The organism is Archangium sp. Cb G35 (genome assembly GCF_001896145.1).
Taxonomy (GTDB): domain Bacteria; phylum Myxococcota; class Myxococcia; order Myxococcales; family Myxococcaceae; genus Archangium; species Archangium violaceum.
The window spans coordinates 618,409-637,872 of the sequence record NZ_MPOI01000005.1; the positions used below are offsets into that span (position 1 = coordinate 618,409).

Annotated in this window: 16 protein-coding genes; 8 read left to right on the forward strand and 8 right to left on the reverse strand. The window is 69.7% G+C overall.

The features are described from left to right. Nucleotides 1-29 precede the first annotated feature (29 nt). Entirely contained in the window at nt 30-959 is a 930-nt protein-coding gene (locus tag BO221_RS18765; RefSeq protein ID WP_073561804.1) for a hypothetical protein, read from the forward strand. 273 nt (nt 960-1,232) lie between these two features. Here BO221_RS18765 and BO221_RS18770 read toward each other — a convergent pair whose 3' ends face one another. Both BO221_RS18770 and BO221_RS18775 read right to left on the reverse strand, forming a co-directional pair. Next, the gene (locus tag BO221_RS18770) at nt 1,233-2,387 is read right to left on the reverse strand and encodes a hypothetical protein (RefSeq protein ID WP_073561805.1); all 1,155 of its coding nucleotides are present in this window, start codon (nt 2,385-2,387) and stop codon (nt 1,233-1,235) included. A 58-nt stretch (nt 2,388-2,445) separates the two neighbouring features. Then, nucleotides 2,446-3,105 (reverse strand): DUF4142 domain-containing protein, encoded by a 660-nt coding sequence (locus BO221_RS18775; RefSeq protein WP_073561806.1) that lies wholly within the window; start codon nt 3,103-3,105, stop codon nt 2,446-2,448. A 208-nt stretch (nt 3,106-3,313) separates the two neighbouring features. Here BO221_RS18775 and BO221_RS18780 point away from each other — a divergent pair, with 208 nt between their 5' ends. Beyond that, nucleotides 3,314-4,246, forward strand: a complete 933-nt coding sequence (locus tag BO221_RS18780) for a serine/threonine-protein kinase (RefSeq protein ID WP_158079873.1) — start codon at nt 3,314-3,316, stop codon at nt 4,244-4,246. A 16-nt stretch (nt 4,247-4,262) separates the two neighbouring features. Here the strand turns inward: BO221_RS18780 and BO221_RS18785 are convergent, their stop codons facing one another. Further along, nucleotides 4,263-5,216 carry a hypothetical protein gene (locus BO221_RS18785; protein ID WP_073561808.1) on the reverse strand — a complete coding sequence of 318 codons (954 nt, stop codon included), beginning with the start codon at nt 5,214-5,216 and terminating at the stop codon, nt 4,263-4,265. Between the two features lie 12 nt (nt 5,217-5,228). Continuing rightward, nucleotides 5,229-6,242 carry an NAD(P)-dependent alcohol dehydrogenase gene (locus tag BO221_RS18790; RefSeq protein WP_073561809.1) on the reverse strand — a complete coding sequence of 338 codons (1,014 nt, stop codon included), beginning with the start codon at nt 6,240-6,242 and terminating at the stop codon, nt 5,229-5,231. Nucleotides 6,243-6,336: 94 nt separating this feature from the next. Here BO221_RS18790 and BO221_RS18795 point away from each other — a divergent pair, with 94 nt between their 5' ends. Next, a complete protein-coding gene (locus BO221_RS18795; protein ID WP_233166125.1) occupies nt 6,337-7,698 on the forward strand; it encodes a Caspase domain-containing protein in 1,362 nt (453 codons plus the stop codon). A gap of 108 nt (nt 7,699-7,806) precedes the next feature. On the opposite strand, the gene BO221_RS18800 is transcribed toward BO221_RS18795, so the two are convergent. After that, nucleotides 7,807-8,568, reverse strand: a complete 762-nt coding sequence (locus tag BO221_RS18800; RefSeq protein WP_073561810.1) for an SDR family NAD(P)-dependent oxidoreductase — start codon at nt 8,566-8,568, stop codon at nt 7,807-7,809. An 84-nt stretch (nt 8,569-8,652) separates the two neighbouring features. Here BO221_RS18800 and BO221_RS18805 point away from each other — a divergent pair, with 84 nt between their 5' ends. The 3 genes from BO221_RS18805 (at nt 8,653) to BO221_RS18815 (ending at nt 13,338) form a co-directional block, all read left to right on the forward strand. Beyond that, nucleotides 8,653-9,831 (forward strand): acyl-CoA dehydrogenase family protein, encoded by a 1,179-nt coding sequence (locus tag BO221_RS18805; RefSeq protein ID WP_073561811.1) that lies wholly within the window; start codon nt 8,653-8,655, stop codon nt 9,829-9,831. Nucleotides 9,832-9,920: 89 nt separating this feature from the next. Further along, nucleotides 9,921-11,747 carry an ATP-binding protein gene (locus BO221_RS55480; protein WP_233166140.1) on the forward strand — a complete coding sequence of 609 codons (1,827 nt, stop codon included), beginning with the start codon at nt 9,921-9,923 and terminating at the stop codon, nt 11,745-11,747. A 145-nt stretch (nt 11,748-11,892) separates the two neighbouring features. Further along, nucleotides 11,893-13,338, forward strand: a complete 1,446-nt coding sequence (locus BO221_RS18815) for a M20 family metallopeptidase (RefSeq protein ID WP_073561813.1) — start codon at nt 11,893-11,895, stop codon at nt 13,336-13,338. A 109-nt stretch (nt 13,339-13,447) separates the two neighbouring features. Here the strand turns inward: BO221_RS18815 and BO221_RS18820 are convergent, their stop codons facing one another. After that, the gene (locus BO221_RS18820; protein ID WP_073561814.1) at nt 13,448-14,332 is read right to left on the reverse strand and encodes a DUF2058 family protein; all 885 of its coding nucleotides are present in this window, start codon (nt 14,330-14,332) and stop codon (nt 13,448-13,450) included. Between the two features lie 102 nt (nt 14,333-14,434). Between BO221_RS18820 and BO221_RS18825 the strand changes: the two genes are divergently transcribed. Continuing rightward, nucleotides 14,435-15,478, forward strand: coding sequence for a hypothetical protein (locus BO221_RS18825; RefSeq protein WP_073561815.1), 1,044 nt, complete (start codon nt 14,435-14,437; stop codon nt 15,476-15,478). Nucleotides 15,479-15,639: 161 nt separating this feature from the next. Beyond that, on the forward strand, nt 15,640-15,969 hold the full coding sequence (locus tag BO221_RS18830; protein ID WP_043414156.1) for a hypothetical protein: 330 nt from the start codon (nt 15,640-15,642) through the stop codon (nt 15,967-15,969). 29 nt (nt 15,970-15,998) lie between these two features. Here the strand turns inward: BO221_RS18830 and BO221_RS18835 are convergent, their stop codons facing one another. Together BO221_RS18835 and BO221_RS18840 are read right to left on the reverse strand one after the other, a co-directional pair. Then, complete coding sequence (locus BO221_RS18835) at nt 15,999-17,519, reverse strand: peptidase M3 (protein WP_073561816.1); 1,521 nt, start codon at nt 17,517-17,519, stop codon at nt 15,999-16,001. 77 nt (nt 17,520-17,596) lie between these two features. Further along, entirely contained in the window at nt 17,597-19,438 is a 1,842-nt protein-coding gene (locus tag BO221_RS18840) for a nitrogen regulation protein NR(II) (protein WP_233166126.1), read from the reverse strand. Nucleotides 19,439-19,464 lie beyond the last annotated feature (26 nt).

The window sequence follows — 19,464 nt, forward strand, 5'->3', positions numbered from 1 at the left end:
GGTGCCCATCGTCTCCTCCAGGAGGAGCGATGAGCAAAGAATCGCGCCTGTTTCCGGTCGAGCTGCTGCGGCAACTCACCCTGTCGGTCGAGCGCCTCGCGGCTCAGGGACTCGCCAGCGGCGCGGTGCGCGGGGCCACGGAAGAGCTGCGGGCGGGGCTTCCGGCGCTCGACGGGCAGCTCCAAGAAGTCTTCCAGGACGTGTTGACGCTGCTCGGCCGCATGGCGCACGAGGCCGCTGAGCGCCAGTCCCGGCCTTCCGAGGAGTGGTCGCGCCTGGTCGCCGCGGGGGCGGTGCGGGGCTCGGTGGAGGAATTGCGGCGCTCGATGCCCGGCCTGAATGCGTTCTCCCAGGAGGTGCTGGCTCGGCTGAATCATCTGCTCGAGCGCTCCACGCGGGTCGCGGCGAGCCGGGAGAAGGAGATTCGCAAGCCCGGGACGCGAGCCCGGCTCACCGCGGCTGGAGCGGTGCGGGGCGCGCTGGGAGAGCTCCGCGTCTCGATGCCGCAACTGGCGCCGGTGGCGGCGGAGCTCTCGTCGCAAGTGGGACGCGGTTTCGTCGAGGGACTCGGCGCGCAGGTGGAAGAGAAGCATGAGGCATTCGCCGCCTTCCTCGAGCATGCGGGCCGGAGTTTCGTTCACGCGTTCGTGGAGCAGCTCGACATGGAGGTGCGGGCCCGGTGGGGCGAGGGCGTGGGGAAGGTGGGCCCGGCCATGGAGGACACGGCGGAGCAGGTGGCCGCGGCATGCGTGCGGGGCGCCGCCGGGGAGATGCTGCGCCAGGTACGTTCCCTGCGTGAATCCACCTCGGGAAGGGGCGTTCTCCGCCGGGCGGGCCGGGAGGTGTCCAGCGGCATCCTGTCCGCCCTGAACGAGGGTCTGCGCAAGCCTTTCGTCGTCGCGGCGGGAACGGGCAGCGCGCTCCTGCTCGCCATGCTCCTCGTCATGAAGTCCCGCTGAGTGGCCAGTGGCGGTGCACCCGCGCCGGAGGCATCCATCCTCCAGTGCGCAAAGGGTGGGACCGCCGTCCGGTTTCCGGTCTCGAATGCGGTGCGAGGCCCGCCCCCCGGTGCAGTGGCCGGAAGTACGAGAGGCCCTAGCTTGTGGGCGTGCGGGATCTTCCGGAGCGGGTGTTTCCCATGAAGAAGAATGGCAGGTAGCACCGGGCCTCGGACCCCGGGTCGGTCCATGGCTCCGGGGTCCGGGACCTTCTTTCCCGAGGAAGCGCGCGCCTCAGAGCAGGTGCTGGAGGAGCTGCAGCACGAGCGAGAGGAACTGCCGGTCCAGGATGAGCAGCGGCACCATGGGCGACATCGCCGCGGCGGCGACGAGCAGGAACGGCCAGCGGCTCCACGGGAAGAACCGCATCCGGTGCGTGACATCGAACGCCGTTCCCAGATCCGCGAGCGAGGAGAACTCGGGGGCACCCAGGAGGGGGAACTTGCCCTGGCCCTCGAACCACTTGCGCTCGAAGTCTCGCGAGTGTTTGGCCGCCAGCGCGGAGAATCGAAGCTCTCCGCGCCGCTTCGCCTTCACGAGCGGGCTCCAGAAGGGCAACAGCGGACCGAAGACGAGCACGAGGGCGACGAGCGCGAGAGCGAGCAGGGGGCTGGCGTATCTCAGCGGGTCCTCGGTGGCGCTCACGTGGTTGAGGCGGCGCGCGGCACTGGCGGAAGAGAAGGCCAGGGCGAAGATGATGGGGGAGAAGCTGCCCTGGCAGACACACAGGAACCGCAGGCCGCCCGTCAGGTCCGGGTGGGTCGGCTTCAGGGCGAGGGGGAGCCGTGAGACGCGGAAGAGGAACAGGGCCCATACGGCTCCGCGCCACAGCCACCAGAGCATCAGGAACCGGAAGAGGGGCAGGCTCACCGCCGCGTACCACGTGCCAGCCGGGGAGAGATGTTCCCCGCCGTTCGCGAAGAGCCACTCCGGGTGCTGCGCGGAGAACCGTTTCAGGAAGGAGAGCGCGTAGCTGACGAGCAGCAGTCCGGCCTCGATGAGCCCCTGGCTCCGGAGCTGCTTCGCCTTTCGCGCGGCGGTTTCGAGGGCTCCCAGGCTCCCCGCTTCGATCAGCTCCGAGGAAACGAGCTGGCGCACGGCCACCGAGAGCCGCTTGTCGACATAGCGCTCGGCGGCGATGAGCACGGGCAGGGAGATCAGCAACTGGGTGTGGACGTGGTAGTCGAGCAGGAAGGCGCGGAACCCCGAGGGCCCTGCTCGCAGGAGCGTGAGGAGCAGGAGGGGGAGCCAGCTCAGGAGCGTGAGGGCGAGCAGGCGCCAGAGCAGGGTGGGACGTCCCGGCTGGAGGAGACGGCGCCGCCGCCGCAACAGGAGGAACGGGCCACCCTGGAACAGTGAGAAGTCATGTAATGACGCGGGCACGTCCATGGGTGTTCCCATTGGGGAGCCCCATCCGCCGAGGCTCCCCGTTCGCGTCCAGGTGCGCTCAGCCGCCGATGAGGCCCTTCAACGCCTCGGCCCGTTGCTGGTGGCTGTCGACGACGGGCGAGGTCCTGCTGAGGAACAGCGCCAGGGAGGTGTCGTCGCTGTAGTTCTTCAGGCCCTTGTCGATGAGCTTTTCAGCGTCCTCCTGGGCCTCCTTCACCTGCCCCAAGAAGGCCTTGTCGAACTCGTGGCCACTCAGGCCCGTCATCGAATCGCGCAGCTCGCGGAACGCGGACATCTGCTCGTCGAATTTCTTTTCGTACTTGTCCTTGCCCTTCTCGACGCCCTGGCTGGCGCCCTCGAGTCCCGCGCCGCCGACGGCCTGGTCCTCCGTGCTCAGGTTCACGGCGGCCAGCGCCATGGCCTTGGAGTCCGCCAGCGTCTCCAGGTCGTCCTGGCTCTTCTGGTGGTCGTTGATGAGATCCTGGGCGAAGGTCCGCACCTCGGGGTGCGTGGACTTCTCGAGGGCGAGCTGGGCCAGGGAGATCTGCTTCTGGTTGAACAGGGAGAGCTGGTCCGCGAAGCGGGTCTTCTGAGAGAAGGCCTCGCCGACCTTCTCTCCCTGGCTGCGCGCTTGTTTCGCTTCGTCATGGGCACAACCCGCGCCCATGCCGATGACAGCCAACACGCCCGCACCCCACAGCAGTCGCCGCATGCTCATGGTTCCAGCCTCCTTGTCCTGGGGGACGAGGCAAAGCTGGGACGCGGAGTGTTGAGCCACAAGCGCCAGGGGCGGGCGGATCCGCGAGGACAGGGCTCGCGCACCCCCGCTCCCCCCACCCCATGGGACAGGGTGGCCGGCCATGAAGAGAACCCGGCCGGTTTCACCGGGCCCTGGCTGGTGCGCTAGCCTGTGCCGGGTGAGGGAGTTGCCGCGACAGCTGGGCCCGTATCGCCTCGTGCGCCGGTTGGGGGCGGGGGGCATGGCCGAGGTGTTCCTCGCGCTGGCCTTTGGCGCCAGTGGCTTCGAGAAGCGCGTGGTGCTCAAGGTGCTGCGCCCCGAGCATGTGGGCAATCCCACCTATGAGCGCATGTTCCTCGAGGAAGGCCGGCTGGGCGCGAGGCTGAGCCATCGCAACCTCGTGGGGGTGCACGACCTGGGGTACGCGGATGGCGCGTACTACGTGCGGCTGGACTACGTGGAGGGCGCGGACCTGGCGAGCCTCCTGGTGCGTGGGAGGCCCGGGCCGGCGCTGGCGCTCTTCGTGGCGGACGAGCTCGCGCTGGCGCTCGCCGCGGTGCACGGGCTGGAGGACGAGGCGGGCCGGCCGCTCGGGCTGGTGCACCGGGACGTCACGCCGTCCAACGTGCTGGTGTCCCGGCTGGGCGAGGTGAAGCTGGCCGACTTCGGCATCGCCAAGGCCACGCTGCTGCGGGAGCAGACGCGCTCCGGGGTGCGCAAGGGGACGTACGCGTACATGTCCCCCGAGCAGGTGCGCGGTGGCGCGCTGGGCCCGGCGAGCGATCTCTTCTCCCTGGGCACCACGCTGCACGAGCTGCTCACCGGGCGCCGGCCCTTCGACGGGGAGACGCCCTTCGAGACGATGGAGCGCATCCGCGAGGCGGACGTGGGGCCGCTCACGGACGTGGAGGAGGAGTTGCGGCCAGTGCTCCGGGCCTGTCTGGCGCGGAGGCCGGAGGACAGGCCGGGCTCGGCCGAGGTGCTGCGCCAGATGCTCTCCCCGCTGCGCCGCGTGCGTGCCGAGGCCGGGCCTCCAGAGCTGGCCCGGTGGGTCCGCGAGGGCTTGGGGGAGGGCGGGGCGGGTGGCTCCTCGAGCGGGACGGTGCTGGAAGACACGTGAGGCCCGGACTGGCGCTTCAGGGGAGCTCTTTCAGGTCGAGCTGATACCAGCAGGTGCCGACGATGGCATGGAGGATGGAGCCGCGGCCCACGATGGTTCCGGTCGAGAGCGGTTCCCCATCGGGTAGCAACAAGGTGATGTGACGGGGATGCGTGAGCGAACCGTTGCCGAGACGTTGGACGACACAGCGGTTTCGTTCCTCTTGATACCCGCCCCAGAGGAGCACGCGGTCGCGGGAGACCGCCAGGGCCTGGGCACCCGAGAACGGATTCGTCCAGGCCTGCCTGGAGCGATCAGGTGAGACGCGGACCACTGGAAAGCCGGTGTAGTAGCAGGCCCAGGTCGCGTCCTCGGCGACGTTCAAGGCATAGCAGTCCGTCATGGAGTCCATGCCCGCGGGCGGCGTGAAGTTCCAGAGGACCTGCCCGTCCTGCCCGAAGCAGACCAGGCCCGAGGCTCCGATAGGCTTGCTCCAGCCGTAGTTCCCGATGACTCCTTCATCGAAATAGGAGACCCAGAGTTCTCCGTTGCGTGCGGCCTGGATGTCCTGGATGCCATCCCCCAACGTCATCCGATGCTCCAGGGTGCCCTCGGGGGAATACAGGGCGGCGTTCAGCTCGGCGCGTCCGTCGGTGTAACGGCAGCGAGAGCCCGCGAGCAGGATGTGCCCTGTCCGGAGTATCTGGATGAAGGGGAAGGCGAACGGCACCTCCGGGAGCTCGGTCCGGGTGAAGCGGGTGCCGTCGTGTTGGAAGGCCACGGCCTTGTAGGGCCGTTCCGCCCTCGACCGGGGAAAGGAAGCCCAGCCGGGCTGTTCATCGCGTGCGAAGGGAGACTCCGCGTCGTCCGCATCCACGGCCAGCAGACAGGCGCTGCGCGCGGGTCCGATGGAGGCGGCGATGAGCCGCAGGCCACCCAGCATGTCCGTGAAGTCGGCATGCCAGGTGAGCGTGACATGAGGAGCTTTCATTCTCGCACCGCCTCACTCCACCCGGATGACGACCTTGCCGAAGTGCGCTCCGCTCTTGAGATGATCGAAGGCGGCGCGTGTCTCGGCGAACGGGAAGACCCGGTCCACCACCGGGCGCACACCGTGCAGCGTCAGCGCGCGGTTGAGGGCCTCGAAGGACTGACGGTGGCCCACGAAGACGCCCTGCACGCGCAGGTTCCCCATGAGGATGGGGGTGAGGGCCATGGCGCCCGCGCCACCACTGAGCACGCCGATGACGGACACCGTGCCCCCGAGCCGCACCGCGCGCAGCGACTTCTCGAAGGTGCCGGCGCCGCCCACCTCGACGACGTGGTCCACTCCGGTGCCGCCGGTGAGGGTGCGCGCCGTCTTGTCCCAGTCCGGCGTCGTCACGTAGTTGATGCCCTCGTGGGCTCCCAGCGCCCGGGCGCGCTCCAGCTTGTCGTCCCGGCTGGAGGTGAGGATGACGCGCGCGCCCATCATCCGGGCGATCTGCAGCGCGAAGATGGAGACGCCCCCGGTGCCCTGCAGCAGCACGGTGTCACCCGCCTTGATGCCGCCCTGGGTGACGAGCGCGCTCCACGCGGTGACGGCCGCGCACGGCAGCGTGGAGGCCTCCTCGTCCGTCAGGTGCGCGGGCGTGGGGATGGCACCGTCCTCGTGCAGCAGCATCGTGTCCGCGAGCGCCCCATCGTGCGGCCCGCCCAGTGTGCTGCCCTGCACCTGGCGCGAGGGCTCTCCGGCGAGCCACGCCTGCGCGAAGAGGCTCATTACCCGGTCTCCCACCTTCACGCGGGTGACGCCCGGCCCCACCGCGTCCACCACGCCCGCCCCATCCGAGTTGGGCACGAGCGGCAGCTTCTGCCGCGGGTTGTAGCGGCCCTCCACCATCATCAGGTCCCGGTAGTTGAGGCTCGTGGCCTTCACCCGCACCCGCACCTGCATGGGCCCCGGCTCGGGGTCAGGCCGCTCGGCGTACACCAGGTTGTCCAGCCCGAATCCGCCTCGAATCTCGTAGACCTTCATGGGTCCGGAGTTCTAGCGCGCCTCGTGCTTCGCGGAGAACGGTTTCACGGGCCCGGGGCGGAAGCGTTGAATGCCCTGCGGTAGACTCCCGGGTATGACGCGGAGACTCTGGGCCCGGAGTGGTGTGGTGGTGCTGTTGTGGATGGGGACGCAGGGGTGCGCCCACGTCCCCGCCTCCCAGGAGGCGGATGTCGACGCGCTCGCGGACTGGCCCGAGCCCGCTCCCGAGCACGAGAAGGACATCGCGTCCTCCGAGCAGGGGACCCCCCTCGAGCCGCTCCGCGCTCCTCCCCGCGCTTCCAACCTCCTGGTGCTGGGCGGAGGGGGCGAACCCGCCAGCAATGAGATCGCCCTGGAGAAGAACGTCCGCTACTTCCAGCGGACGCTCGAGGCGCACGGGCTCGCGCCCGCTTCCGCCACCGTCTACTTCGCCAACGGGAACGATGGGCAGGCCACGGTGCGCTACCTCGGGGAAAAGGCGAGCGAGCAGTTCAAGGCCCCGGAGATTCCCCACGTGAAGGGACCGGCCACGCTGGAGCGCTTCCTGGAGTGGGTGGAGCAGAGCGCCCGGGAGACGCCGCATCAGCCGGCCTTCATCTACTTCACGGGGCACGGAGGCTTGAACAGCCGGCATCGCAACAACAACCACCTGGCGCTCTGGGAAGGGGACACGCTGACGGTGCGGGCCTTTGGTCTCTTCTTGAACCGGCTCCCGAGCACCACGCCCGTGGTCACCGTGATGTCCCAGTGCTACGCGGGCTCGTTCGCCAACTTCATCTACCAGGACGCCAATCCCAAACGGCCGGTGGTGGCTCAGCCCCGCTGTGGCTTCTTCGCCACCGTGGACTTCCTGCCCTCGGTGGGATGCACGCCCGAGGTGGATGAGGCGGACTACAAGGATTACAGCTCCAGCTTCTTCGCGGGCCTCAGCGGGCTGGGCCGGACGGGGAAGGCGGTGGTCTCGGCTGATTATGACAAGGATGGCCGGGTGAGCTACGCGGAGGCCCACGCGTTCGCCAAGGTGGATGGCGAGACCACGGACCTGCCGATCTCCACCTCGGAGGCCTGGTTGCAGCGGCGCGCCACGCGGGGGGACCGGCGCCGCTTCCTGTCCTCGCCCATCGTCGAGGTGCTGCGCGGCGGGCGCCCGGATCAGCGCCATGTCGTGGATTCGCTCGTTGCCAGGCTGGGTTTTCTTCCCGAACTGTCCGTGCGCGACAACCTCAAGACCGCGACGCTCCGGTCGGCGGAAGCCGTGGCCTATGTCGAGCGCCTCTACATGGAGCTGATCAACATCGGCATGCGGGAGAAGCTCCGCGCGTCGGGCTCGCCCCAGTCGCTCGCCGTGCTCGAGCGTTTGTTGCAGTGCGAGAACGGCTCCTGGGACAGGCCGGCGGGGTCGGCTCCGGTGCCGGTGCGGGTGGATGCTTCCGAGGTGGATGCGACGGTTCCGTGAGTTTTACCCTCACCCCAGCCCTCTCCCAGAGGGAGAGGGGGCATTCACGGTGGGGAACCCGGGGGGCGTGGCACCCTCACCCCGTCCCTCTCCCGGCGGGAGAGGGGCTCAGCCCGCCTCTCCTCCGTCGATGTTGTAGGCCGCCCCCGTGATGGTCGCCGCCGCCTCCGAGCTCAGGAACAGGCACAGCGCCGCTACCTCCTCCGGCTGGATGACCCTCCCCATCGCGTTCATGTTCGCCAACGCCGCGTGCGCCTCCTGCTCCGTCCGGCCCGTGCTCTTCGAGATCGCCGCCTTCGCGCTCGTGAGCATGTCCGTCTCCACCCAGCCCGGATTCACGATGTTCACCGTCACGTTCTTGCGCGCCCACTCCACCGCCAGGGACTTCGTCAGCCCCAGCAGCGCGTGCTTCGACGCACAGTACGCCGACGTGTATTTCACACCCTTCGTCGCCGCCATGCTCCCGATGTTGATCACCCGCCCCCCTCCCGCCGCCGCCATCGCCGGTATCAACTCCCGGCAGAACAGGAACGGCGCCGTCACGTTCACCGCCATCACCTTCTGAAAATCCTGCGTCGTCGTCTTGTGCAGCGGCGCCGACACCGAAATCCCCGCGTTGTTCACCAGCACCCGCGGCGTCCCCCCCTCCAATATCCGCTTGCTCGCCGCCAGCACCGCCGCCTCGTCCGCCACGTCCACCGCCAGCGGCTTCACCGCCCCTCCCGATTCGCGCGCCAGCTCCTCCAGCGCCTCCGCCGCTCGCGCCAGCGCCCACACCTGGTAGCCCTCCTTCACGTACGCCTGCACCAGCGCCTTGCCGATTCCCCGGCTCGCGCCCGTCACCACCGCTGTCTTCTGGGTCGTCGTCATGGCTCCCGACCATAGCCGGACCTCGTTCCCCGGGTCCCCTCGGTGATACAAGCCCCCGGCTCCCGCCCCTCCTGGAGGACCCCCATGCCTCGCGCGGACATCACCGATCTCTTCCGCATCGACGACCTCCTCTCCCCCGACGAAAAGGCCGCCCGCGATACCGTCGCCCGCTTCGTCGACTCCGAGGTCCTCCCCATCATCGGCAAGCACTTCCGCGAGGGCTCCTTCCCCTCCCACCTCGTGCCCCGTCTCGGGGAGATGGGCGTGTTCGGCGCCAACCTCCAGGGCTACGGCTGTGCTGGCATGAACACCGTCAGCTACGGCCTCATCCTCCAGGAGCTCGAGCGCGGTGACTCCGGGCTGCGCTCCTTCGCCTCCGTGCAGGGCTCGCTCTGCATGTTCCCCATCCACGCCTATGGCAGTGAGGAGCAGAAGCAGCGCTTCCTCCCCGCCATGGCTCGCGGTGAGCTCATCGGCTGCTTCGGTCTCACCGAGGCCGACTTCGGCTCGAACCCCGCTGGCATGCGCTCCCGTGCCCGCCGTGATGGCGACTCCTGGGTCCTCAACGGTTCCAAGACGTGGATCACCAACGGCTCCATCGCCGACGTGGCCATCGTCTGGGCCAAGACGGACGAGGGCGGCCCCGAGTCCATCCGCGGCTTCCTCGTGGAGAAGGGCATGCCCGGCTTCGCCGCCCGTGAGATTCCCGGGAAGTTCTCCATGCGCGCCTCCACCACCAGTGAGCTGTTCTTCCAGGACGTGCGCGTGCCCGGCTCCCACGTGCTGCCCGGCGTCACCGGCCTTCGCGGACCCCTGTCCTGTCTCAACAACGCCCGGATGACGATCGCCTTCGCCGTCACCGGCGCCGCCATCGCCTGCTTCGAGGGCGCTCGCGAGTACTCCCTCTCCCGCGGCCAGTTCGACAAACCCATCGCCGCCTACCAGCTCACCCAGGAGAAGCTGGCGGACATGCTCCAGGAGATCGTCAAGGCGCAACTCCTCTCCCTCCGCCTGGCGCGCCTCAAGGACGAGGGCAAGGTCACCCCCGCCATGGTGAGCCTCGCCAAGCGCAACAACGTGAAGGCCGCCCTGGAGATCGCCCGTGTGGCCCGCGGCATCTACGGCGCCAATGGCATCACCGATGCCTGGCCGCCCATCCGCCACATGCTCAACCTCGAGAGCGTCTACACCTACGAGGGCACCCACGAGGTGCATACCCTCGTGCTCGGCAAGGCCATCACCGGCTACGACGCCTTCGGTTGAGACTCCTCTCCGGGTGGGCCCCCGGCAGGCCACCCTCCTGCATCGTGGACTTGTGAGGTCACGCTGTTTAGAGGTGCCTCGTGGAGGACATGGTGGAGGAAGGCAGTCGTGAACGCGAGCAGGCTTGGCGTCACCTCGACTCCCTGTATGAGATTGGCAAGCGGCTCGCGGCCTTCGAGGGAGAGGCACGCACCTTCCCGGAGGTGATGGCGCTCGCCTCCCAGGCGCACGCGCTGCGCACGGCCGTGCTGTTCGTGGGGTTGGATTCGGGCGGCGACGCCGTGCCGGAGCGTCCGGCCGTGAAGGTCTGGCGCGCGGAAGGGGTGCCGGCCGCACGGCTCACCGCGGCCACGGAGCAGGCCGCGTCCACGTATGCCTGGCGGGTGGGAACGGCGGTGGTGGAGCCCCAGCACGAGTGGGGGGAGTCACTGGAGGGAGTGGGCTCCTGGGCCGTCCCGGCGCCTCCCATGCGGGCCGAGCCGGCGTTCCTCACCCTCCCGCTCGTGGCCAAGGGGCGCACCTTCGGCACGCTCCAGGTGGAGCCGTCCGGGGTGTTGGATGATGAGGGGCTCGCCTTCCTCGACGCGGTGGCCCAGCAGCTCGCGCTGGCCCTGGACCGGCACTACGCGCTGAGGCGCGAGGTCCGTCTGCGCGAGCGCGCGGAGTTGTTCGAGCGGGTCCAACGCGCCCTCTTGCAGCGCGAGCGTCTCGCGCATCAGGCCGCGGAGGATGCCCACCGGCGTCAGGCCTTCATGGCCGAGGCGAGTGTCCTGCTCGCCAGCTCACTGGACTACCGCACCTCGCTTTCCCAGCTCGCGCGCCTGCTGGTTCCCGTCTGGGCCGACTGCTGTGTCATGGATCTGCTGGGGCCCAGCGGGGCCGAGCGCATCGCGATGACGGCCTTGGAGCCCGCGGGCCAACGGCCCGGCGGTGTGTCCTTCGTGGCCCAGGTGCTCGCGTCCCATCCCTGGGTGGCCCTTCCGGCCCACTCCGAGCACCTGCCGGAGGGACACACACCGGTGGAGCGGGCCGAGTGGAGCGGATTCCCCTCCAACCTCCGCCTGCTCATCCGCGTCCGGGGCCGTACGCTCGGAGTGTTGAGCCTCATCTCCTCGCGGCCGGAGCGCTATGGCCCCGCGGACCTCTCCCTCTTCGAGACACTGGCCCAGCGCATCGCGACGGCGGTGGACTCCGCGCTGCTCTTCCAGCAAGCGCAGGAGGCGGTGCGCTGGCGCGAGGAGTTGCTCGCCGTCGTCTCCCACGACATCAAGACGCCGCTGCTCGTGGTGCGCATGAACGCGGAGATGCTCCTGCATGCCGCGCGGCCACCCGGGGAGGAGCGCCGGCGTCAGGGCCGCCGCCACCTGGAGACCATCCTGCAGGCGGCGGATCAGATGAGGGATCTCATCGGAGGCATCCTCGACCGGGCGCGCCTGCAGGGCATGCCCATGGCGCTGGCGCCCGAGCCCTGGCCGGTGGACGCGCTCTTCCAGCAGGCGGCGCAGGTGCTCCGGCCGCTCGCCCTGGAGAAGTCGCAGAACCTGGTGATGGAGGTGTGCCCCGGCGTGCCGCGTGTGCGCGCCGACCGGGAGCGCGTGCTGCAGGTGCTCTCCAACCTGGTGGGCAACGCCATCAAGTTCACCCCCGCGAGCGGCACCGTCACCCTGCGGGCCCGGCAGGTGGATGGGATGGTGCGCATCTCGGTGAAGGACAACGGGCCGGGCATCGCGCCCGAGGACGTGCCGCACCTCTTCGAGCGCTTCTGGCGGGCCTCCGGCGTGAGCGAGCGGGGCACGGGGCTCGGGTTGAGCATCGTGAAAAGCATCGTGGAGGCGCACGGCGGCAGCCTCTGGGTGGAGACCTGGCCCGGGGTGGGCAGCACCTTCTTTTTCACCCTGCCGGCCGCCGAGCCCTGAGCGGGGGTCCGGGAACAGGATTTCCCGGGTTGGGAAGCGAGCGGCCTACCTGCCGTGCCGCCTTGCGTCATGGCGAGGTCCGCCCATTGTGGCTCGGGGTGGTGTAGATGGAAGTGCCTTCCGTTTGAACCCGGAGCCATTTCCCATGAGCACCAGCCCCCGGCTGAATCCCACCACCGCCGCCAACTCGTCCGAGCGCATCTGGGAGGAGGAGATCCTCCCCAGGCTGCACGAGTACATCCGCATCCCCAACAAGTCCCCTGCCTTCGAGCCGGACTGGGCGAAGAAGGGGCACATGGACAAGGCGGTGAAGCTCATCGCCGGCTGGTGCGAGTCCCAGGCGAAGCACATCCCCGGGCTGAAGGTGGAGGTGGTGACGCTCAAGAACGAGAAGGGCGAGGAGCGCACCCCCGTCATCTACATGGACATCCCGGGCACCGGGGATGACACCGTGGTGCTCTACGGCCACCTGGACAAGCAGCCCGAGATGACCGGCTGGCGCGCGGGCCTCTCCCCCTGGGAGCCCGTTCGCGAGGGCGACAAGCTCTACGGCCGCGGTGGCGCCGATGACGGCTACTCGGCGTTCGGCTCGCTCGCCGCCATCCGCCTGCTCAAGGAGCAGGGGATTCCGCACTCGCGCTGCGTGGTGCTCATCGAGGCCTGCGAGGAGAGCGGCAGCTATGACCTGCCCGCGTACATCGAGCACCTCGCCCCGCGCATCGGCAAGGCGTCGCTCGTGGTGTGCCTGGACTCCGGCTGCGCCAACTACGAGCAGCTGTGGATGACCACCTCGCTGCGCGGGCTCATCTCCGGCAACCTGCGCGTGGACATCCTCAGCGAGGGCGTGCACTCGGGTGACGCGAGCGGCATCGTGCCCTCGTCGTTCCGGATTCTGCGGCAGGTCCTCTCGCGCGTGGAGGACGAGCAGACGGGCCGCATCCGCATCGACGGCCTCCAGGTTCACATCCCCCAGGCGCGCCGCGAGCAGGCCGCCGCCGTGGCCGAGGTGCTGGGCGAGGAGGTGTACTCGAAGTTCCCCTGGGTGCCCGGCTCCCGTCCGATGACGGTGGACCGTGCCGAGCAGATCCTCAACCGCACCTGGCGCCCGGCGCTCTCCGTCACGGCCGTGGAGGGCATGCCGGCCCTGGGCAGCGCGGGCAACGTGCTGCGCCCCTACACCGCGGTGAAGCTGTCCATGCGCATCCCTCCGCGGGTGGAGCCCAAGGCGGCCATCCAGGCCCTCAAGCAGACGCTGGAGGCGGATCCTCCCTACGGCGCGAAGGTGACGTTCGAGGGTGAGAAGACCAGCGCCGGCTGGGACGCGCCGCCGCTCGAGAAGTGGCTGGAGCAGGCCACGCACGACGCCTCGCGCGCCTTCTTCGGCAAGCCCTTCATGGCCATGGGCGAGGGCGGCACCATCCCGTTCATGGAGATGCTCGGCAAGCGCTTCCCCGAGGCCCAGTTCCTCATCACCGGCGTGCTCGGCCCCAACAGCAACGCCCACGGGCCCAACGAGTACCTCCACATCCCCACCGGCAAGAAGCTCACCTGCTGCGTGGCCAGCGTCATCGCCTCGCACTCCAACCGGTAGGCACTGCCTTCACACGCGGGCCCTGGTCCTCCTCGGGCCAGGGCCTTCGTGTTTCCGGGCCTTCACCAGGTGATGACCGTGGTCACCACCCGGTGGGCCGGACGCGAGGTCAGGACGGCGTGGGCTCGGAGCCACCCTCGGGGCTCGGCGTGCCCTCTGCGGCTGCCTCGGCGGGAGCGGACTCCTCGCCCTCGGTGGGCTCGTCGTCGCCCTCGTCCACCGGAGCGTCGCCGCGAGCCTCCGCCGCCTGCTGCTCCTTCACCTGGTCATCGCTCATGAAGCCGATGGGCAAGTCCTGGCGGTTGAGGAAGCGCACCGACTTCTTCGAGATGGCGTACATCTGCTCGGCCACCGCGGCGGGCACCAGCGAGTGCTCGATCTGCGCCGGCTCCGGACGCTCCACCACGCCGAGCGTGCCGTCCTCGAGCTGCTTCGCCTGCGCCTCGGTCAGCTCCAGGCGGCGCAGCTTCCCCTTGCGGGTCATGAAGTAGAAGACGGTGGCGCCCACGTCCACGGGCACCTGGCCGCCGAGCACCAGCTCGCGCAGCTTGCGGTCCAGCTCCACCTGCTTCTTGGACTCCATCCGCTGGGCGGCCTTGGAGCCCGGCAGCGGGGGCAGCTTGGGAACGATGCCGCCCGAGGGCTCAGCGCCCGGCCGCCCGCCCTGGGGACGTCCACCCTGGGGGCGCCCACCCGGGCCGCGGGGAGGGCCACCCTGAGGACGGCCACCCTGTCCCTGGGGCCGGCCACCCTGTCCCTGAGGACGGCCACCGCCCTGGGGAGGACGTCCACCCTCACGGCCCTCGCGGCGCGGCGGCCGCTCGTCGCGGCCCCGGTCCTCACGAGGCTCCCTGTCCTGGCGGCCAGGAGGGCCCTCGCGCCGGGCCTCCTGCGACGGGGCGGGACGGCGGGTCGGGGCGGTGGTCTCCGCCTTCTTGGCCTGGTCCTCGGAGACCAGGCCAGCCTTCAAGAGCTTGTCACGCAGGTTCTGCATAGGTGGCGTTCTATCCCGTACATTGGCGCGCGCAAGCCGTCCCTTGCCGCTCCAGCACCCACCCCGTAATTTGGGCAACCCCCGCATGGAGCCGGAGGAGTCGTGACCCGTTTCCCGAAGTTCGCCCTCGCCGCCGCCCTGGCCCTCGCCACCGTGGCCTGCCAGGACCCTGTCGACAAGGCGGCCAAGGCTCGCATCTTCTCGCCCGAGGACCCGCCCAAGGTGGTGGCCTCGGCCGCCGAGAAGCTTCCGCCAGAGGACGTGGCGGACAATCCCCGCGTGGCCCGCCGCATCCTTTCCATGGACTCCGCCGAGGTGACGGAGCGTCTGGGACCCCACGCCTTCAAGGCCACCGTCACCTACGAGTGGACGGGCGCCCCGGGCACCGTCCCCACCAAACTGACGGAGACGCGCACCTTCCGCGCCGGTCCGGGTGGTGTGAGTGGAGATTTCCACGGTGTGCTGGAGAACAGCCGGGACCAGGGCCTGGAGGTGATGCGGGTAGGGGGCAAGGTGTACGCCCGCAACCGTTACGGCACCTTCCGCCAGCGTCTGCGTGACCGCGGCATGGCCGAGCGCACCCGCGCCGAGCTCACCGGCGCCATCCGCGACCTGGACGCGCTCTTCCGGGGCCGGCTGCTGCTGTCTCCGCAGGGCACCGTCACCCACGAGGGCCGCACCGCGTGGCGCTACAACGTGACGTTGGGTCCAGAAGGCAACACTGGCACCACACCGGCCGTGCTGCCCGCGCTCTCCGAGCCCAAGGGCGGCCGGGATGACACCACGAAGCGCCGCCTGGCCTTCTTCGAGAACCGCACGCCCAAGTCCCTGACGGGCGAGGTGCTGGTGGACGCGGAGACGTCCGTCGTCCTCAAGACGCGCCTGGACGGGCGCATCACCGTGCCCGCCAATGATGCCGGGGGCGCCGCCGAGCTGCGCATGGTGCTCGAGTCCGCGCTGAGTGAAATCGGTCAGGACCCGAAGTTGCAGCCGCCGGAGAACTTCCTGCCGGACGCGGACAAGCCGCAGGGCATCGCGGACGCGCTGGACCGCTTCGGCATCCCCCGCAACAAGCCCGAGGGCGCCACTCCGGGGGCGGGGGCCGCCCAGCCCTCGGACGAGCCCGCGGACGAAGAGGGCAACTGACCTGGCAGGTGTTGCGAGGGAGTCAGGCCGCTACAGGGAGGCAGCGGCCTGTTGGAAGAAAATTTGACCCTCCTCTTGCGATCTCTAGAATCCTCGACGGTTGCGCACCGGACGCGTCCGACATGAGCGGATGTTCAGGTGCCCACTGCAAGGGAGCGGAGATGGAGCGCAAGGTCGGCAGTAGCACGACGGTGACGTCCAAGGAGGTCAAGGCCGCGTTGGAGAAGACGCAGACCCTGACGGCCGAGGAGGAGAAGGTGCTGCGGCTCCGGCACGGTGCCGGTGCCCCCAGCAAGAGCGCGCCGCTTCCCCGTGCCGCGGGCAACAACGAGCAGCTGGGTGACGAGCTGCTGCTCATCGAGATGCAGCTGATGAAGGCCATGCGCGAGCGCACGGGCCAGGCGCGCTCGGCGAGCAAGCCCAAGGCCGCGGCCACCGGCACCAACGCGACGAAGGACAAGATCGTCCGCGCGTTGCGCAAGAAGAAGTAGTCCCCCGGCACCCCGCCAGGGGACGGCGCTCATCGGTCGAGCAGAGCCACGAGGCGGGCACCCGCCTCGGGGAGCGTCAGCTCTTTTCCCGAAACTTCCCGGGCGAGCGCCTCGGCGTCGTCGGTACCGCCCCGGGAGAAGAGGCCCTGGAGCCAGCGGCCGGCGGTGGGGTTGCGCCACCAGTCCTCGTTGAAACGCCCGGTGAGGTGCGCGGTGAGCCGCGTTTCCAGGGCCCAGGCGCGCAGGTAGCGCGTCACGTAGAGCTGGGGGTCCACGTCGAAGAGGAAGAAGCCCGGGTGCGCCTCGACGAAGAGCGCGCGCCGCTGGGCATCCGCGTACTCCTCGGCCCGCTCGGGCGAGGGGCCGTGCTCGTACAGGGACAGCTCGTAGGGCAGCTTCGCGCAGTGCCGGCGCAGGACGGTGAGGGCCTGGAAGGCGGCCATGCGCGAGGCGTCGCGCGCGGTGGCCGAGGGCTGGCGCAGGTAGCGCTTGAGCCATTCCTCGTCGGTGAGGAGCCGCTCGAAGAGGGTGGCGAAGGCCTCCGTCACCGAGGCGTCCCCCAGCCGGCGCAGCTCCAGCGGCAACTGGCCGGACACATGGGCGTGGTGCAGCGCGTGGCCATACTCGTGCAGGAGGCTGCCCAGCGCGTCCAGGCCCGCGCGGCGCTGAAGGACGAGGCGCACCTCGCCGGGCACGCGCACCGAGACGGTGAAGGGACGGGAGGCCTTGCCGGGACGCTCCTCGTCATCCAGGCGGATGCGGCCCTCGGCGGACGGGTGGAAGCCCCACTCGCCGAGCCAGCGGACGACGGCGGGCAGCGTGTCCTCGCGCCGGAAGAAGCCGCCGAGCCAGGACACCTGGGTGGCGGCCTGCAGGTCATGCCGGCGCGCGTGGCCCGAGGGCAGGGGACGCAGCGTGGGCTCCACCTTCTTGAGGACGTAGGCGAGCACGTCACGGTAGGCGTCCTCGGTGAGGCGCAGCGTCTGCTCGGCGGCCTCGACGAGGGGCTTGAGCTCGATGCCGGAGACGTCCTCGCGCAGAGCGGTGTAGCTGGGAGCGCGGAGCTGCTCGGTGACGCGGAAGGCGGCCTCGCGGCGATCGCCGTAGCGGCCCTTGTTGTCCCAGAGGAAGCCGCCGGTGGCGCTCTCGAGGAGGGCACGCCGGCCGCGTTCGGGCTCATGCGGGAGCTGGCCGAGCGCCTCGCCGAGGGAGAGGGTCTGGTCGTCCACGGAGAGACGGGAGCGGGCCTCGAGCTGGGCGAGGGCCTGGGCGGCGGGGGCGGCGAGGGCTTCTTCGATCTGGGTGGCGATGAAGTCGCGCAGCAGCCGGAGGCGGCGCACGCCGAGCGAGTCGCCCTTGGCCTGGGCCTTGGGGATGGACTCGGTGACGGCGGCGAAGGCCTCGGGGGAGGCGATTTCGGGCGAGTCCTCGTAGAGCTCGCGGAGGGGGAGGTCCTGGGCGAAACCGGCGGCGTGGCGGTACTGGAGGGAGGCCAGCTCGGCGAGGAAGTCGTCCAGGCTCGCGCGCAGGGCAGGAAGGGGGCGGTCCATGGGGTGGCGGAAGGTAGACACTTCGGCCACGGGGGAAAAGAGCCGAGTCGGCGGAGCGTGCCGCGCTGGACCGTTGCCTAGGCGGTCTCGCCCTTCACGGGCAGCTCGAGCGTGAAGGTGGCGCCCTGTCCGGGCCCGGGGCTGTTGCAGGACAGTTTCCCCTTCATCTCCTCGGCGGCCAGGGCGCTGATGTGCAGGCCGAAGCCGTGCCCCGTCTTCTTGGTGGTGAAGCCCTGGGTGAACAGCCTCGCCACGTTCTCCGGGGCGATGCCCACCCCATTGTCCGTCACGTCGATGCGCAGCCGCTCTCCGTCGTCCGAGCGCTCGACGTGGATGCGCAGGCACTTGTCCTCCTGCTCGCTGTCCACCAGCGCATGGCGCGCGTTGCTCAGCAGGTTGATGAGGATCTGCAGCAGCTTGTGCCGATCCACGAAGATGAGGGGCACGTTCGCGTAGTCCCGCACGATGCGGATGGCCAGCCGCTCGAAGGAGACGGCGTGCAGGCGCAGCGCCTCGTCGATGAGCTGCGGCACGTCCACCTGCTCCACCGCACCCGCCGAGCGCGCGTGCTTCTGCTGCATGCTGACGATGGACTTGATGTGCTCGACGCTCTGGGCGAGCGCCTGCATCTCCTTGAGCATGCCCTCCCGCTCCTCCACCAGCTCGTCGGACACCGCGATGAGGTAGGGCGGCAACTGCTTGCCCTGCGAGTCGCTGGTGAGGAAGGTGGGAAGCTCCGGGAGGTTGTCGCGCAGCAGGCCAACGGCCTTGGCCAGGCCCGTGACGCGGGAGCGGCGCAGCCGGTCCGTGACGAGCGTGGTGGAGATGTTGACGCTGTTGAGCGTGTTGCCCACGTTGTGGAGCACACCGGTGGCCACCTCGGCCATGCCCGTCTGGCGCGACACATCCACCAGGGTGCGGTGCATCTCTCCCAGCCGTGTCTCGGCCTCCTTGCGCTGGGTGATGTCCCGGGCGAAGAGCGTCACCCCCACGGTCCGGCCGGTTTCTCCGAAGATGGGGTGGAGGCTGATGTCCAGCACGATGCGGGAGCCTCTGGCTTCATATGGCTCCTCGTAGCGCAGGCGCTGGCCCTCGCGCACCAGGGCGAGGCGGCTCCTCCAGAGCTGGATGCGCTCCGGCTTCGAATAACGGAAGAGCGTCTGCCCCAGCTCGAGCTCCTTGCCGACCATCAGCCGGTGGAAGCGCTCCGTGGCCGAGTTGGCCACGAGCAGGCGCCCCTCGGGATCCAGCGCGACCACGATGTCGTCGGTGCTCTCGATGATGCTGCTCAGCTTGAGCTCGCTGGCCCGCAGCTTCTGCAAGGCCCGCTCGAGCGAGTGGTGGGCCGCGTCCCGGGCGGTGCTGTGCAACGCGCTGATGCCCCAGATGCCCAGGAAGCCGATGCCCGCCATGACGTGCCGGACCCAGAACCGTGCCAGCGAGAAGGCCGGGTCGGTGCTGTCGGCGTGCCGCAGGACGTAGAGGGGGTGGACCACGTCCATGACCACGACGAGGAAGAGGACGAAGGGCAGTGCCCGGCGAGGCCCCAGCAGGTACACGGCGAAGGCGGGGAGCAGCATGTTGGTGGCGTGCACGCCACCTTCGAGGTTGGTCTTGTTCGCGAAGATGCCCCCCAGGAAGCCGATCGTGAGGGTCACCAGCATGATGACCGCGGGGACCACGAGTGTCCGGGCCTTGCGCGCCGCCACCAGGATGGCCAGGTACAGCACGCCCGCGATGCCAGGGAGCGGGGAGTAGGGCGAGAACAGCGTGCTCACCAGGTACAGCATGGCGAGCACGAGCATGAAGCACGCGGCGGCCACGAGCACCCGGTGACGGACGAGCTCCTCGGGAGGCGCGTTGCGCAGGGTCTCCGAGAGGAAGAAGTCCAGCCAGCGCAGGATCCGCGGGGTCTTCACGGGACCCACGGAGGCCTTGGCCCGGA

Excerpts from the sequence above, each read along its gene's own strand:
- BO221_RS18765 (WP_073561804.1), top strand. The coding sequence starts at position 30 with ATGAGCAAAGAATCGCGCCTGTTTCCGGTCGAGCTGCTGCGGCAACTC.
- BO221_RS18770 (WP_073561805.1), bottom strand. The coding sequence starts at position 2,387 with ATGGACGTGCCCGCGTCATTACATGACTTCTCACTGTTCCAGGGTGGC.
- BO221_RS18775 (WP_073561806.1), bottom strand. The coding sequence starts at position 3,105 with ATGAGCATGCGGCGACTGCTGTGGGGTGCGGGCGTGTTGGCTGTCATC.
- BO221_RS18785 (WP_073561808.1), bottom strand. The coding sequence starts at position 5,216 with ATGAAAGCTCCTCATGTCACGCTCACCTGGCATGCCGACTTCACGGAC.
- BO221_RS18790 (WP_073561809.1), bottom strand. The coding sequence starts at position 6,242 with ATGAAGGTCTACGAGATTCGAGGCGGATTCGGGCTGGACAACCTGGTG.
- BO221_RS18795 (WP_233166125.1), top strand. The coding sequence starts at position 6,337 with ATGACGCGGAGACTCTGGGCCCGGAGTGGTGTGGTGGTGCTGTTGTGG.
- BO221_RS18800 (WP_073561810.1), bottom strand. The coding sequence starts at position 8,568 with ATGACGACGACCCAGAAGACAGCGGTGGTGACGGGCGCGAGCCGGGGA.
- BO221_RS18805 (WP_073561811.1), top strand. The coding sequence starts at position 8,653 with ATGCCTCGCGCGGACATCACCGATCTCTTCCGCATCGACGACCTCCTC.
- BO221_RS55480 (WP_233166140.1), top strand. The coding sequence starts at position 9,921 with ATGGTGGAGGAAGGCAGTCGTGAACGCGAGCAGGCTTGGCGTCACCTC.
- BO221_RS18815 (WP_073561813.1), top strand. The coding sequence starts at position 11,893 with ATGAGCACCAGCCCCCGGCTGAATCCCACCACCGCCGCCAACTCGTCC.
- BO221_RS18820 (WP_073561814.1), bottom strand. The coding sequence starts at position 14,332 with ATGCAGAACCTGCGTGACAAGCTCTTGAAGGCTGGCCTGGTCTCCGAG.
- BO221_RS18830 (WP_043414156.1), top strand. The coding sequence starts at position 15,640 with ATGGAGCGCAAGGTCGGCAGTAGCACGACGGTGACGTCCAAGGAGGTC.
- BO221_RS18835 (WP_073561816.1), bottom strand. The coding sequence starts at position 17,519 with ATGGACCGCCCCCTTCCTGCCCTGCGCGCGAGCCTGGACGACTTCCTC.